14 protein-coding genes are annotated in these 15,473 nt (G+C 68.7%); 6 read left to right on the top strand and 8 right to left on the bottom strand.

The window, feature by feature from the left end; genetic code table 11:
• From VNF92_01205 to VNF92_01170, 8 genes are all read right to left on the bottom strand, one after another.
• Nucleotides 1-753 carry an SAM-dependent chlorinase/fluorinase gene (locus VNF92_01205; GenBank protein HVA56480.1) on the bottom strand — a complete coding sequence of 251 codons (753 nt, stop codon included), beginning with the start codon at nt 751-753 and terminating at the stop codon, nt 1-3.
• 7 nt (nt 754-760) lie between these two features.
• Complete coding sequence (locus VNF92_01200; GenBank protein HVA56479.1) at nt 761-1,867, bottom strand: Mrp/NBP35 family ATP-binding protein; 1,107 nt, start codon at nt 1,865-1,867, stop codon at nt 761-763.
• Nucleotides 1,868-1,877: 10 nt separating this feature from the next.
• Nucleotides 1,878-2,921: a bifunctional oligoribonuclease/PAP phosphatase NrnA gene (locus VNF92_01195; protein ID HVA56478.1), complete on the bottom strand. Its 1,044-nt coding sequence runs from the start codon at nt 2,919-2,921 to the stop codon at nt 1,878-1,880.
• Between the two features lie 67 nt (nt 2,922-2,988).
• Nucleotides 2,989-4,443: an amino acid permease gene (locus VNF92_01190; GenBank protein ID HVA56477.1), complete on the bottom strand. Its 1,455-nt coding sequence runs from the start codon at nt 4,441-4,443 to the stop codon at nt 2,989-2,991.
• Nucleotides 4,444-4,610: 167 nt separating this feature from the next.
• Entirely contained in the window at nt 4,611-6,155 is a 1,545-nt protein-coding gene (gene guaB, locus VNF92_01185; protein HVA56476.1) for an IMP dehydrogenase, read from the bottom strand.
• A gap of 160 nt (nt 6,156-6,315) precedes the next feature.
• Nucleotides 6,316-6,759, bottom strand: a complete 444-nt coding sequence (locus tag VNF92_01180; GenBank protein HVA56475.1) for a hypothetical protein — start codon at nt 6,757-6,759, stop codon at nt 6,316-6,318.
• 23 nt (nt 6,760-6,782) lie between these two features.
• Nucleotides 6,783-7,745, bottom strand: a complete 963-nt coding sequence (locus tag VNF92_01175) for a D-Ala-D-Ala carboxypeptidase family metallohydrolase (GenBank protein ID HVA56474.1) — start codon at nt 7,743-7,745, stop codon at nt 6,783-6,785.
• A 204-nt stretch (nt 7,746-7,949) separates the two neighbouring features.
• Nucleotides 7,950-8,894, bottom strand: a complete 945-nt coding sequence (locus VNF92_01170) for an SH3 domain-containing protein (GenBank protein ID HVA56473.1) — start codon at nt 8,892-8,894, stop codon at nt 7,950-7,952.
• Between the two features lie 194 nt (nt 8,895-9,088).
• On the opposite strand from VNF92_01170, the gene gpmI reads away from it, so the two are divergent.
• From gpmI to glp, 6 genes are read left to right on the top strand one after another with little or no spacing between them, the layout of a single operon-like run.
• Nucleotides 9,089-10,663: a 2,3-bisphosphoglycerate-independent phosphoglycerate mutase gene (gene gpmI / locus VNF92_01165; protein HVA56472.1), complete on the top strand. Its 1,575-nt coding sequence runs from the start codon at nt 9,089-9,091 to the stop codon at nt 10,661-10,663.
• A complete protein-coding gene (locus VNF92_01160) occupies nt 10,660-11,349 on the top strand; it encodes a hypothetical protein (protein ID HVA56471.1) in 690 nt (229 codons plus the stop codon). Before gpmI ends, VNF92_01160 begins: the two co-directional genes overlap by 4 nt.
• 6 nt (nt 11,350-11,355) lie before the next feature.
• Nucleotides 11,356-11,778 (top strand): 6-carboxytetrahydropterin synthase, encoded by a 423-nt coding sequence (locus tag VNF92_01155; GenBank protein ID HVA56470.1) that lies wholly within the window; start codon nt 11,356-11,358, stop codon nt 11,776-11,778.
• A 21-nt stretch (nt 11,779-11,799) separates the two neighbouring features.
• Nucleotides 11,800-12,438, top strand: a complete 639-nt coding sequence (locus tag VNF92_01150) for a molybdenum cofactor guanylyltransferase (protein ID HVA56469.1) — start codon at nt 11,800-11,802, stop codon at nt 12,436-12,438.
• Nucleotides 12,439-12,451: 13 nt separating this feature from the next.
• A complete protein-coding gene (gene dacB, locus VNF92_01145) occupies nt 12,452-13,999 on the top strand; it encodes a D-alanyl-D-alanine carboxypeptidase/D-alanyl-D-alanine-endopeptidase (GenBank protein ID HVA56468.1) in 1,548 nt (515 codons plus the stop codon).
• A 1-nt stretch (nt 14,000) separates the two neighbouring features.
• Nucleotides 14,001-15,254, top strand: coding sequence for a gephyrin-like molybdotransferase Glp (gene glp / locus VNF92_01140; protein ID HVA56467.1), 1,254 nt, complete (start codon nt 14,001-14,003; stop codon nt 15,252-15,254).
• Nucleotides 15,255-15,473 lie beyond the last annotated feature (219 nt).

Here is a 15,473-nt window from a genome sequence, read left to right as displayed (position 1 = left end):
CTAGCCCGCGCGTAACGCGACCACCGTGCCGCGAGCCACGCCGAGCAGCACCGCCGCGTTACCGTCGCGCACCGCGACCTCGAGCAGCCCCGACGACCCCACCACGGCCACGATCTCTCCTGCGTTCACGTCGCTGTACGTGTGCCGAACCGGCACGGTGTGCCCGGCGATCGTCACCTCGCCCCCGCGCACGCCGATCAGATTTGTGATCAAGTTGCCGAACCGGTCCACCGTCACCACACGCCCCTCGATCGAGCCGTCGGCGGCACGGTGGGGCTCTGGCGTCCGCCGGATCACGGGGTCCGACACCGGCGCGCCGAGCGCGTCGAACGCCTGCCCATTCGCCAGGTGGACGGCGGCCGGCGCGAACACGTCGCGTCCGTGGAACGTCGGCGAGGCCGAGGGCGGCACGCCCAGCCGCACCACGCGCGCGCCCGGTGCCAGAAGCGCCGGCGAGAGCAGCCCGTTGTCGGGCCCAACGAGATAGCGCCGTTGGCTCTCCACCGCCAGCGCGCCGCGCCCCGAGCCCACCCCGGGATCGATCACCGCGATGTGGATCGTGCCCTCGGGAAAGCGCCTCCAGTAGCGGGCCAGCGCCAGCCGCCCCGCCTCGAGGTCCTGCGGGGCAATGTCGTGCGACACGTCGACGATCACAGCCTCGCGCGCGCCGGTCAGCAGCACACCCTTCATCTCCGCGACGTAGCCGTCGGCGGTGCCGAAGTCGGTGAGCAGCGTGACCAGGGCGCGAGACATCGTCAAGTCATGGCGCGGCCGCCAGCTCGTGCACGGCCTGGATCACGCGGTCGGCAAGCGCCAGGAGGGCTCGGCCCGCGGCCGACGTGGCGTCGGCCACCACGATCGGCTGGCCGACCTCGGCATTCTCGAGCACCTGCGGATGGAGCGGGATCTGCCCCAACAACGGCAGCTCGGTTTCCGCTGCCAACCGCTCCCCGCCGCCGGCGCCGAAAATCGGCGTCGGCTTGCCGCAGTGCGGGCACTCGAACCAGCTCATGTTCTCCACGATGCCCAGCACCGGCACGCCCACGCGCTGGAACATGCGCACGCCCCGCAGCGCGTCGCCGGTGGCCATCTCCTGCGGCGTGGTCACGATGAGCGCGCCGCGCAGCATCGTGGCTTGCACCAGCGACAGCTGCGCGTCGCCCGTGCCGGGCGGCATGTCGACGATGAAATAGTCGAGCTCGCCCCAGGCCACGTCGCGCAGGAACTGCGTGATGATTTTCATCACGATCGGCCCGCGCCAGATCGCCGGCTGGTCGCGGTCGATCATGAAGCCGAGCGAGATGACCTTCACCCCGAACGCCTCGAGCGGCACGATCTTCTCGTTCACTACGGCAGGCGGCGCATCCACGCCCATCATGCGGGGCACATTGGGGCCGTAGATATCGGCGTCCATGAGCCCGACGCGCGCACCGCCAGCAGCCAGCGCCACGGCGAGGTTCGTGGCGACGGTGGACTTGCCCACCCCGCCCTTGCCGCTCGACACCGCGATGATGTTGCCGAGGTTCGGATAGGCCACTGGCGTGGGCGCGCTCGCGCGCGGGGCGGCGGGCCGGTCGTCCATCACCGGCAGGCTGCGCGATGCGGGCGGCTTGGGTGCTGCCTGCGCGGCATCCTTCACGTCCACGTGCACTCCGGTCACGCCCTCCACGCGTTCGAGCGCCACCCGCACATCGCGCACCAGGGTGGCCGGATCGTCGGCCGCGAGCAAGAGCGACAGCCGCACCTTGCCGCTGGTGGTGGTGCCCACGTCGCGCACCATGTTGTCGGACACGATATCGTGACCGGTGCGCGGATTGCGGAGCTTGGAGAGCGCGGTCGCGATGCGCTGCTGGAGGGTATCGGACATGTCAGGGAAACTACGCCGGGCCCGACCCCTTTCCAAGCGACGCCAGTTCACCGCGCGCATCGGCCAGCACGCGGTCGCGCACCGTGTCCATGGGCCCGGCGATCAGGGCGCCCGCAGCGCGGACGTGCCCTCCGCCACCGTAGCGCCGCGCAAAGGCGTTCGCGTCGAACGCGCCCGTGCTGCGGAAGCTCGCCTTGACCTTCTTGTTGCCCAGGTCGCGGAAGAAGATCGCCAGCTTGGTGCCGGCGATCGACCGCGCATGCTCGACGATGCCGTCCAGGTCCTCCTGTTTCACTCCGTATTCGCCCAGGGCGCCAGCGCGCATCGAGAGCCACGACAGCCCGAGGGCTTGGTCCACCCCAAGCGTCTGGAGCACCTCGGCGAGTAGCCGCACGCGGCCCACCGGGGCGGAAGCGTACACGCGGCGGTACATCGCCTCGGGATCCACCCCGCGCGTCATCAGGTCGGCGGCAATGGCATGGGCGCGCGGCGACGTGTTGCTGAACCGGAAGCCGCCGGTGTCGGTGAGGATCGCCGTGTAGAGCGACTCCGCGATAGCCGGCGTGATCTCGAGTTCGAGCACGGAGGCCACGTCGTAGATCAGCTCGCCGGTCGCGCAAGCATGCGTGTCGCTCACGATCACGTCGCCCGCCGGGTCCGCCGAGACCACGTGGTGGTCGACCACGAGCCGCGGCACGGTGAGCGCGCGCACCGTCTCCGTGAGCTGGCCCAGGCGCGTTACGTCGTTGATGTCCACCACCACCAGGGCGTCGACCCCGAGCAGCGCCTCGGCACCCTGGGCGGACGCGTCCTGCACGTCGTCGCCGAGCAGGAACCGGAACAGGTCGGGCCAGGGGGTGGGATTCACGATGCGTACCGTGAGCCCGCGCTCGGCGAGCAGCCGGGCCAGCGCCGCCTCGGAGCCACAGCCGTCGCCGTCGGCGTTGATGTGCGTGGACAGCGCGACGACACGACCCGGCTGCCAGTACTCGGCCAGGCGGAGGATCGCGTCGCGTCGCGCGGCGGGAACGGCGAGGTAGTCTTGAACGGTCACGGGGCGTCGGAAAAAGCGAAACGGCGCCCGGAGTCGGGCGCCGTTTCAAAGCTAACGCGCACGAGGATCAATCGCTCGCTTCGGGCGATGCCTTCGCCAGATTCGAGTGCCACAGGCTGTACGTCCAATAGATGATCATGCCGAGCACGAACCAGACGATCAGCCGCACCCAGGTTTCCCACGGCAATCTGTACATGAGGTACGCGGCGGAGAGCGCGCCGAGCGGCCCGACCGCCCAGACCATGGGCGTCTTGAACGCCCGTGGCAGGTCAGGCTCGCGGACACGGAGCACAACCACACCGATCGAAACGATGACGAACGCCATCAGGGTGCCGATCGAAACGAGGTTGGCGGCGTCGGCGATGGGCAGAATGGCCGCGAAGAACGCCACGATCACGCCAGTGACGATCGACGTCACGTACGGCGTGTGGAACTTGGGGTGCACCTTGTTCACGATCGGCGGCAGCAGTCCGTCGCGTGCCATGGAATAGAACACGCGCGACTGCCCGAGCAGCATCACGAGAATCACTGACGACAGGCCAGCGATGGCGCCGAGTTTGATCAGCGACGCCATCCAGCCCAGACCCGCCGCGTCCGCCGCGACTGCGATCGGATCGGGCACGTTGAGAAGCTTGTAGCTCATCACGCCCGTGGCAATGGCGCTCACCGCGATGTACAGAAGCGTGCAGATGACGAGCGACCCGATGATGCCGATCGGCATGTCTCGCTGCGGGTTCTTCGCTTCCTGCGCGGCGGTGGACACCGCGTCAAATCCTATATAGGCGAAGAACACAATGCCGGCGCCGGTTGTGACGCCACCCCAGCCGAACTCACCCCGCTTGCCCGTCGCCGGGGGGATGAAGGGATGCCAGTTGGCCGGGTGGACGGCGTGAACCGCAGCGAAGATGAACAGCAACACGACGGCAACCTTGATCATGACAATCACGTTGTTCACGTTCGCGGATTCCTTGATCCCGACGACGAGCAACGCGGTGACGACCGCGATGATGATGACGGCCGGCAGATTGAAGATCGCCGTCGCCGTGGAACCGTCCGCGCAATGGACGGAAATTCCGCGGGCCGCCGAGAACGCGCAGGGTACGTTGATGCCGACGTCGCGGAGGAAGCTCACGACATAACCCGACCACCCGATGGCGACCGTCACCGCACCGAGCGCATACTCGAGGATCAAATCCCAGCCGATGATCCATGCGACGAACTCGCCGAGCGTCGCGTAGCCATACGTATAGGCGCTCCCGGCCATGGGGATGAGCGCCGCGAACTCGGAGTAGCAGAGTGCTGCGAAGACCGACGCCACCCCGGCGAAGATGAACGACAGCACGACCGCGGGCCCCGCATTTTGCGCCGCTACCTCACCCGTAAGGACGAAGATGCCGGTGCCAATGATCGCGCCGATCCCCAGCGTCGTCAGATTGAGTGGACCCAGGACGCGTTGCAGGCTGTGATCGGACATTGCCTCGGCTTGGAGCGCGGTAACGCTCTTGCGTCGGAACAGGTTCATTCGGTCATCCTCTGATTTGTAGAACGGAGGCGACGGAAGCGTCGCGGGGTGGATGGGAAATTCTGTATACAAATCGCGCCGGGGCAAGTTGTCCCGGCGCGCGGACTTTGTCAACGCTCGCTCTGAAACGGCCCGTCACGCCCATGGCGCGAATGCGCAGCCGGGATCTAGAGTGAGTAGTTCGGCGCTTCTCTGGTGATCGTCACGTCGTGCGGGTGCGACTCACGCAGACCCGCCGCGGTGATCCGCACGAACGACGGCCGCGTGCGCAGTTCGTCGATCGTGGCGCACCCCACGTAGCCCATCCCGCTGCGGAGCCCGCCCACCATCTGGAACAGCACGTCGCCCACCGGGCCCTTGTAAGGCACCCGGCCCTCGATGCCTTCGGGCACCAGCTTCTTGGGCGACAGCTCGCCCTCCTGGAAGTACCGGTCGGCGCTGCCGTCCTGCATGGCGGAAAGCGACCCCATGCCGCGCACCATCTTGAATCGGCGCCCCTCGAGCAGGAACGCCTCGCCGGGGCTCTCCTCGGTGCCGGCGAGCATCGAACCCATCATCACGCTCGACGCGCCGGCGGCCAGCGCCTTGACCGCGTCGCCCGAATACTTGATGCCGCCGTCGGCGATCACCGGCACGTCACCGGCGCCTTCCACAGCGTCGAAAATGGCGGTGAGCTGCGGCACCCCGACACCGGTGACGACTCGCGTAGTGCAGATCGACCCCGGACCCACTCCCACCTTCACGGCGTCCACTCCGCGCTCCACCAGCGCCCGCGCGCCCTCGCGCGTGGCCACATTCCCGGCCACCAGCTGCACCTGAGGAAACTTCTCGCGTACCTCGGCCGTGGCGCGCAGCACTCCGTCGGCGTGCCCGTGCGCCGTGTCGATGATCAACGCATCCACCCCGGCCTCGACCAGGGCCCGCGCCCGGGGAAGGAAGTCCCCTGCCGCACCGATCGCCGCTGCCACTCGCAGGCGTCCGTGCTCGTCCTTGTTGGCCCCGGGATACTGCCGCCGCTTGTGGATGTCCTTGACCGTGATCAGACCCCTGAGCTTCCCGTCGGAATCCACCACGGGGAGCTTCTCGATCCGTCCCTTGGCGAGGATGCGCTCGGCTTCCTCGAGCGTCGTACCGATCGGAGCCGTGACCAGCCCTTCCTTGGTCATCGCGTCGGCGAGCAACCGGTCAAGCTCCTTCTCGAACTGCAGGTCCCGGTTGGTGATGATACCCACCAGCCGCCCCTCCTCGTCCACGATCGGCACGCCGGAGATGCTGAATCGGCGCATGAGCGCCGTGGCTTCGCGTACCGTGTCCGTGGACCGAAGCGTGATCGGATTGAGGATCATTCCGCTCTCGCTGCGCTTGACGCGGTCCACCTCGGCAGCCTGCCGGTCGATGGACATGTTCTTGTGGAGCACGGCAAGCCCGCCGGCCCGCGCCATGGCGATCGCCATGTCACTTTCCGTCACCGTGTCCATGGCGGCCGCCACGAGCGGCACATTGAGCACGATGCCGCGGCTGAACCGCGTGGTGAGCGTGACGTCCTTGGGATGGGTCATCGCGTGGGCCGGCACGAGCAGGACGTCGTCGAACGTCAGGGCGACCGGGTCACGGACCCGTTCGGCACCGCGCGGTTCGGCTATACGCGAAAGCCCGCCGTCCGTGGTGCCGGACTGGGCGGGCCTGGTTGCTTGGCGAGTTGTGGTTGCCATGGCGAAAAATAGGCGGGACAGAAAAGGGGCGCAAGCAAGCACGCGGGGCAGAACCGGCGGCGCCGAATGAAGCGCGGAATTCAGAACCGCCTTCGACCTTCAAGCTGCGAACGTTACGGCCGGCCTCAGGTCTCTGTTTGCCACGTGCCGCTTCCGCGCTCTATCGGTCCTGTGCTGGTCGTGCCGGCGCTGGCCTTGCCGGCGCTGGCCTCGTTGGCGCCGCGCTTGTCGTCGCGGTACCCGTTGGCGCCGTACTCGTTGGCGCTCCAATTACCGGCACGATACCCGGCTGAGTTGTCGCCTGCTTCGCGACCTTGACCACATCGTCGGCAACCGATTTTCCCGCCGCCAGCGCGCTGTTCAACACGCCGGAGGCACGGTTGAGAAATGCCATCGTTTCGGCGATCACCGATGCCGACACCCGGCCCGCGCGGAGCGTGTCCTCCACCGATTCGGTGAGCCGCGTGAACGCGTTAGCCGCCGGCGACTGCCGCTCGGCGTATTTCGACTCGAGGAATTCGATGTAGTCCAGCGCCTGATAGCCCCGCTCGTCGGACAGGGTGTCGAGCCTTCTCAGTATGCGATCCCGCAAATGTTCGTTCATGGACGCCCCCGTCCCCAGAGTGGCTAGCCGTGCCAGCGTTCGCGCTCGCCCCGCGTGTCGATGTGCACGTACGGTGTCGGATAGCGCGAGCTGGTGTAGATCCCCAGCCCGCCCACCAATTCCGGATGTGCCGCCTCCACAACGTCTACGGCGTGCACGATGGCCTCCACGTCGGCCCGGTCGATCCGACCGTCGCCGTTGGCATCGAGCGTGACGTCCGCCGCGTCGCCGAACTGGTGTTGGCTCTCCTCGGCCGCCCCTGGCACGGTGCGGTTATAGAGCGGTGTCCGGAAACCAGAGTGCACGTCAAAATCGAGGCGCATGGGCGCTCGTTGGCCCGCTCCACGCTCCAATTGATCAAGTACCAACTCCAGCTTGTCGAGCAGCCGCGGATCGAGCGCCACGTACTTGGGCCACACGTCCTGCTGCGAATCGTGTGTGATGAAGTCCGACACGCGCAGATGCGCGCTCACCGGAAGATCGGCGTCGCCGGGCTCCACCGCCAGGAAGCCCTCCGGGTGCGCGTCCGTCCCCTGCCGCTCACCCCGATACGTTCCGATCCGGTACCCGTTGATCTTGCCCCCACGTTTCTCACCGAACGGCATCAGCACGGCCAGCGTCGGGGTGTCGAGCAGCACTCGCGACGTGTCCCGGAACAGCGCCAAATGGTAGAACCCGGGCGTGGCCGGGGCCAACAGCGCGCTACGGGCGAAGCCATGCGTGTACGCCGGACGCACCGGGTCGCCCTCGGCCACCCATTCGTAGCGCACGTTGAGCGAATCGGCCCCCAGATCCATCGGCATGTCCACCGAGTCGCCGGGCATGGCCACCGTGAGTTCTACGGCATGACTCGCCCCCGCCGCCTCGGCGGTGGCGATCACGTCCGGAACCGCCGGCCGGGTGATGTCCACTGCCGCGAGCTCCGCCGGACGGGTGAACGCCGCGAGGCTCGCCGCACCGGCCACGAGGTACGTGAGAGTGCGCACGTGCACCCGCGCAAGGCGGCGGCGAGGGTCACTGTACGCCGATCGCGGTCCGAAACGCCTTGACTCCATGCCACTCCGAATGTTGATGAAGACTGCCAGAACCACCGAAATTCATGCGCTGCCTTGCCCAGCTGTACCTACCGCCCGGGACCAATTCAGGTCCATATCCATAGCATCGTAGACAATTCTGACCACTTGGTCAGTTCACCTCGTTGTCATCGACGACACATCCAGGATCGGTACCCCTGCGGGGTCCGACCGGCCCGTCCGTACCGTGGCCGTGATGATCAACTGCGCCATTGGCGGTAGAGCTTGCGCCCTGGCCACTAGGTCGGGAGGCAACGCCAGGTACAGGAGCGACGTTTCCGCCCCAGGCCCGCGCGCCAGCAGATAGGGCTCGTCGGGCTTCATGTCGTGCCGCAGGGCGTCGGCGGTCTGGAACGCCAGCGACGTCACTGTCCACCGAACCGTTCGCCCCACGTATTGCTGAGGACTGGCGCGCAGATCGGCCGCGCTCAGCCGGGCGAGCGAACTGTCGGCCGCCGCAACGTCGGCCTCGCGCACCCAACCTTCCAGCCGCACGCGCACCCACCCGCGCTCCCGCGCCAACGGGGTGAGTACGGCCCCATGCTGCACGGTAGCCACCGGAGCCACGTCCGGCGCCGGGGCGAGGCCAGTGGTGCCAACGGGCGTGACGTCACCGGCCTGCCCTGCCCCCGGCGGGGTGGTGTCCGGAGTGGCCGGGGTGACGGGCGGCGCCACCGGAGATTGCTTGATCTGTGCCGGGGGTGCCAGGTGCAGCACAGATGGCGCAGGATCGGCGGGCAACGTGGCGGGCAGTGCCGAGCGGAGTATCCATCCGGCCCGTTCCACCTTCGTCCAGCCGCCGCCACGCTTCACCACGTGGAACCCCACGCCCTGCTCCAGTGCGGCCGCCACAGGGGCCGATGTCGATGCGCTGGTGCGTAGCCGCGCGTCGGTGCCGGTCACTCTCGTCGCGAAGGAATCGCTCGGGCCCCCGAGCAGCGAGGTAGCGATGTAGCCACGCAGGATCACTCGAAGGTACTTCCCCGACTGGCCGGCCGGCGCGACCACAGTGCCCTGGGTGACGGTGGCGAGCTTCTGCGTACCCGGACCCGAGTAGAACACAGTGGGGCCGGTCGTGGACTGCGCCCACGCAATAGGCGCGGCCGGTGCAGCGGAGAGCAGAGTCACCGCGAGAAGAGTACGAAGGCGCATCGCTTGGTCGGGGCTAGGGCGACGGGTACATTTCGTGACCGCCGCGTATGACGTTCGAGTATGAAAGGTTGGGCGCGGCAGAGCAAGCGCCCGAACGGAGATCGATGCCGCCTCACACCAAACAGCCGGTCGTCCTGGTCGTTCTCGACGGTTGGGGATATCGCGCCGAGCGCGAGGGGAACGCGATCGCCCTCGCGCGCACGCCCACCTGGGACCGGCTCGTGGAGCGGTATCCGCGCACCCTGCTCGCCGCCTCGGGGCTCGCGGTGGGGCTACCCGAGGGCCAGATGGGGAATAGCGAAGTGGGGCACCTCAACCTCGGCGCGGGCCGCGTGGTGATGCAGGACCTCGTCCGCATCTCGCAGGCCATCAAGGACGGGTCGTTCTTTCGCAATGAGGCGCTTCTCGAGGCCTGCCGCCGCGTCCGCGCATCGGGAGGCACGCTCCACCTCATGGGGCTCGTCGGGAACGGAGGCGTACATGCCCTCGACCAGCACCTGTTCGCGCTCATCGATCTGGCCGAGCGCGAGCGACTGCCCCACGTGGCCATCCACGCCCTGCTCGACGGACGCGACACGATGCCCCGTTCGGGCCTTGGCTTCATGCGCGAAACGCTGGAGCGGGCGAGGGGGCGCGCGCGCGTGGCCAGCCTGGGCGGCCGATACTTCGGTATGGATCGCGACAAACGATGGGATCGAACCGAGAAATGGTACCGGGCGGCAGTCCAGGGCACGGGACCGGCCGGAGCGGATCCGCTGGCCGTGATCCGCGCCGCCTACGAACGGGACGAGACCGACGAGTTCATCGCGCCAACGACCATCGTCGAGAACGGGAAGCCAGTAGCGCCGATCCGCGACGGCGACGCGCTGATCTGCTTCAACTACCGCGCCGACCGGATGCGCCAGATCGTCCGCGCGCTGACCATGGACGGGTTCGACGGGTTTGCCACCGCCCCCCGGCCCACGGTGTATGTGGTGTCCATGACGCAGTACGACCAGACGTTCTCCGTGCCGATCGCGTTCGCCCCGCGCAGCCTCGTGAACATCGTCGGCGAGGTGATTTCCGACGCCGGCATGACGCAACTGCGTACCGCGGAAACCGAGAAGTACGCGCACGTGACCTACTTCTTCAACGGGGGCCGGGAGACGCCGTTCAAAGGCGAGGACCGGCTGCTCGTGCCCAGCCAGAAGGTGGCGACGTACGACCTCGCGCCCGAGATGAGCGCCGCCGGCGTGACCGACGCATTGTGCAGCGCGGTGGAGGCACGCGAACACGACTTCATTCTTTGCAACTATGCGAACAGCGACATGGTCGGCCATACCGGGTCGCTCCCGGCTACGATCCGGGCGGTGGAGACCGTGGACGCCTGCCTGGCGCGCCTGCTCACCTCCGCGGAACGTGTCGGCGCCCGGCTGCTGATCACGGCCGACCATGGGAACTGCGAGCAGATGATCGATCCCGAAACGGGGGGCCCGCACACCGCGCATACGACGAACCCGGTGCCGATTCTGGCTGTCGACGCGGGGGCGGCCGCACCGGCGCACGGCGGGGGAGCCTTCCCCCTTCGCTCCGGCGGTGCATTGTGCGATGTTGGGCCGACCCTCCTCCGCATGCTTGGGCTGGAAACGCCGCCCGAGATGACGGGGAAGGACCTACGAACGCTGGGAGCCGACTCTTGAAGCGAATGTTGCCCGCCATTCTTCTGGCCGTCTCGGCCGTGTCCGCCCGCGCCCAACAGCAGGTCGGGTATGCCCCGTCGCGAAGCCCGTACCAGGACGTCGACCAGACGATGGAGATCGCGCTGCTCACGGGCCACTTCTCGGCAGCCCCCGATCCAGCCGGCGTCGCGCCCCAGGGCGGCGCCTTGTGGTCGTTCCTCTACGGGTGGCATGCCGCGGGCCCGCTCTTCCTCAACGCCTCGCTCTCGCGCACGAGCTCCGTGCGCAAGGTCCTCGACCCCTCGCGGAGCAACCCCGACGTTGGACTCTGGGATTGGCCGCTCTGGGCGGTGGATGGCACGGCGTCGCTCTCACTGACCGGCGATCGCACCTTCCACGGTTTCATGCCGTTGGCCAATCTTGGCATGGGGTTCATCTCCGACCGCCACACGCAGAGTGACGTAGGCAGCTACCAGTTCGGGACGCGCTTCGAGTTCGTCTGGGGTTTCACCATCCGCTGGGTGGCGAGCAACCGGTGGGCGCTACGCGCCGACCTGAACAACCGGATGTACTCGATGGGCTACCCGCAGACGTACTACACCGTGGGCAAGAACAACACGACGATCGTCCCGGCCACTCTGTCCAAGTCGTTCTGGCGGAACAACCCGTCGTTGACCATCGGCATCTCCTACCTCTTCTCCCACTGATCGCGCGTGGCGATCGCCTACCTCACCCGCCGTATCAGCTTCGCCGCCGCCCATCGGTATCGCCTGCCCGAGTTGAGCGACGCGGAGAACGCTCGCAGGTTCGGGCTGTGCGCGCGTCCCAACTATCACGGCCATACCTACACGTGCGACGTGACGGTGCGCGGAGAAATCGATGAACACACCGGCATGATCGTCGATCTCGGTGAAGTGGATCGCGTGCTCGAGCGCGACGTCCGCGCGCGGTTCGATCACACCAATCTGAATCTCGACGTTCCCGAGTTCGCGGAAGGGCGCCTTATGCCGACCGGCGAGAACCTCGCGCGATTCATTTTCAACGCAGTGCGAGACGCGCTGACCGGTGGTGTGGCGGTGCACGAAGTGCGCGTGGCCGAGGATGCCACGCTGAGCGCCGCCTACCGCGGCGAGTAGCGCCGCAAGCGCCGCTTCTCCGTGCCACCGCGCGCCGCCTCGTCGCCAGCCCACCCTCCGGTCGGCATCATTCTCGCCGGGGGCGCGAGCACACGGTTCGGCGCACCCAAGGGACTGGCGGTGGTGGGCGGGGTGCGGATCGTGGACCGCGTGGCGCGCGCGCTCCGCGACGCGGGGGGCGAACTGTTACTCGTTGCCAACGATTCGGCATCTGCGGCGTGTCTACCTGGCGTGCCGTGCATTCCCGACCGGATTCCCGGTGGCGGCGGGCTGAGTGGGGTGCACGCTGCCCTCGTCCACACGGGCCGGGCGGCACTGGTCGTCGCCTGGGACATGCCGTTCGTTACCGCGCCGCTGCTGCGGGCGCTCTGGCGCAGGTACCTGGAGGCCGGCGCCGACGCCTGTTTTCCCGAGAGCGCCTCGCCGGTGGGAATGGAACCGTTCTGCGCCTGCTACGGTCCGGGATGCATCGCAGACCTCGAAACGGCGCTGCGTGCCGGAGACTTCGGCGGAGCACGGTTCGCGCGCTCGCTCAAGCGTGCCGCGTGGCTGTCGGCTGCCGAGGTCGCCGCGCTGGGGGACCCCGCGCGGCTGCTGCTGAGCGTGAACTCACAGGCCGACCTCGCCCGCGCCGAAGCGATGGCCGTCCGCCAAGTGTAGCTTCTTGGGTACCGTGATCCTTCCTGCCGCCAAGCTCATCCGATGGGCCTGCGCCGTTGCGCTCGCGGCGCCGGGCACCGCTTGTGCACCCGCCGCCGGTCCGCCCGCCCCGCCCCCCAGCCCCGCCCCCGTGGCCATCGCCTCGCACCACCGCGCGCCGGGCCCGTGGCCCGACACGCGCGCCGAGTTGCGGCAGGCCGTGGATTCGCTCGTCGCGTTACCCGAGTTTCGCAACGCGCTGTGGGGCGTGCTGGTGGTGGACCCCGAGAGTGGCGATACGCTGTATTCGCGCAACGCCGACAAACTGTTCCTGCCGGCTTCGAACATGAAGCTGGTCACGACCGCGGTCGCGCTCACCAAGCTGGGCGCCGACTACCGCTACGTCACCACGCTCGCCGCGCGCGGTCCGTTGCGCGACGGCGTACTGCACGGGGATCTGCTCGTGTACGGGCGCGGCGACCCGACGGTGAGCGACTCGATGAGCGGCGACGCCATGGCGCCGCTGCGCGCCATGGCCGATTCGCTTTACGCGGCGGGGGTCCGGCACATCGCCGGCCGCCTCTTGGTAGGCGCCGACGCCTTCCCCGGGCCGACCCTCGGCTTCGGGTGGTCGTGGGACGACCTCGGGGCCACCTACGGCGCGCCGGTGGACGAACTGCTGTTCAACGACGGGTTCGCCGATGTGCGGGTGCACGCCGGCCCCGCGCCGGGCGATTCGGTGCGGGCGGCCACCGCACCCGCCAACCGGTATCCCATACTGCGCGTCGCGGTGCGCACCGTCTCCGCGTCCGATACGGCGCAGCTCCACGCCGCCCCCCTTCGCGCGGCGACCGACACGGCAACCGGCGTCGTGGAGTTGCTCGGCACGCTCGCGGCTGGCGATTCGGCGTCGCTCGCCGTGCCTCTGGTACGTCCCGACGCCGCGTACCTGGCGGCGCTGCGCGAGGCGCTCGAAGACCGGGGGATCGCGGTGGACGGAGCGGCCACGGACTCCACCGCGTCCGTTGACACGCTTGCGCGCCTCGAGTCGGTGCCGCTGGCGCGGATGCTCCCGGCCGTGCTCAAACCATCCCAGAATCAGATGGCCGAGATGCTGCTGCGTACGCTGGCGCTCGTGCAGACCGGCGCGGGCGTGGTTGACAGCGGCGTGCGCGTCGAGACGGCCCAGCTCGAAGCGTGGGGGGCGTCGCCCGACGGATTCGTGCTCCGCGACGGGAGCGGGTTGTCGCGGTACGACTACCTGTCGCCCGAAACGATCGTGCGCGTCCTGGACGCGATGCGCACCTCGCCGGCGTTCGATGCATGGTACGCGGCCCTGCCGGTGGCGGGCGTGGACGGAACGCTGGAGACGCGGATGCGCGGCACCGCCGCTTTCGGAAACGTGCACGCGAAGACGGGGTCGTTGGCCAACGTGCGGTCGCTGTCGGGTTACGCGTCGACCACCGACGGTCACCAGCTCGTGTTCAGCGTCATCTGCAACAACTTCACCGCGGCGCCCTCGCAGGTGCTCGCTGTGGAGGATTCCATCGCGGCGCGCCTCGCGTCGCTGCGCCTGCGCTGAGATGGCGCACACCGTCGCGCAGGCCGCCACCGAGATCGTCGCGGCCATCCACACAATCGACGCGGAGGACGTGCCGCTGCGCCGCGCCTTGGGTCGCGTGCTCGCCGCCGATGTGATGTCGCCGTTGGATCTACCGCCATGGAACAATTCGTCGATGGACGGCTATGCGGTGCGCTCCGGTGACGTGCGCGGCGCCTCGTTGGCGCATCCGGTGACGCTGGCCGTGATCGGGACGATCGCCGCCGGTGCGCGGGCCGATCGCCCCCTGGGAACCGCGGAAGCATATCGCATCATGACGGGCGCTCCATTGCCCCCGGGCGCCGATACGGTGGTCCGCGTGGAGGATACCGACGCGGGCGTGGAGCGCGTGACGATTCGCGACGACCGCGACGTGGGGCGCAACGTCCGGCCGAGGGGCGAAGACCTCGCCGCCGGCGCTCTGGCGGTCGCCCGCGGCACGCGGCTGGACCCCGCACACCTTGGCGTGCTCGCGTCGGTCGGCAGCGCCACGGTGCGCGTCGCGCGCCGGCCGCGCGTGGCCATTCTCGCCACGGGCGACGAACTCGTGGACGTGGACCGGTTCGACGAGGTGCGCCGCGGCGAGCGCATCGTAACGTCGAACAGCTACACCCTGGAGGCGCTCGTGCGAACGGCGGGCGGGGAGCCCGTGCTACTCGGGCTCGTACGCGACGATCCGGCCGCGCTGCGCGCTTGTCTCGCGGCGGCACCGCCCCACGATCTGCTGCTCACATCGGGCGGCATCTCGGTGGGGGAGTTCGATCACACGCGGCGAGTGCTGGCCGATCTGGGCGCCGAGCTGCGGTTCTGGCGTGTCAAGATCCGGCCGGGAGCGCCATTGGGCTTCGGCACCTGGCGCGGTGCGCCGTGGATCGGACTGCCGGGGAATCCGGTTTCGAGCATGGTGACGTTCGAGCTATTCGCGCGGCCGGCGCTCCGCCGTCTGCAGGGCGTGGCGCGGGTGTTCGCGCAGCGCGTGCCGGTGCGCCTCACCCAGCGGGTCGTGACCCTCGCCGGCCTCACGCATTTCCTGCGGGCGGTGGTACACCCGGACGGCGACGGCGTGCTGGCCGCGCGTCTCACCGGGGCTCAGGGATCGGGACTGCTCACGAGCATGGCGCGGGCCAACGCCCTGCTCGTCGTGCCGGCGGATCGCGAGGTCGTGGAGGCGGGCGAGACGCTGGGCGCTCTGCTCCTCGGCAATGAGACGCTGCTCGGCGAATCGGTCGACCTCTAGCTCGGCGCTCGTGACCAACGCAAAGCGGGGCCGGGCATCATTCGCCCGGCCCCACTTCGTGCATGCGGGTTGCGCGACTCAGTTACAGACCGGCTCGCCTTCGCCCGCGCTCGTGACCAGCGGGTTCGTGGTGTTGATGGCGATGGCGCAGGTGTGCCCGGTCAGCATGCTGTGCGTGATCGTCGCCGTCCAGTAGCCAGCGCCCACCGTGATCGTCGG

The sequence above is a fragment of the Gemmatimonadaceae bacterium genome, from assembly GCA_035533015.1.
GTDB lineage: Bacteria > Gemmatimonadota > Gemmatimonadetes > Gemmatimonadales > Gemmatimonadaceae > JAGWRI01.
Note: the sequence above shows the minus strand (reverse complement) of the source record. Positions and strands in the feature narration are given on the sequence as shown.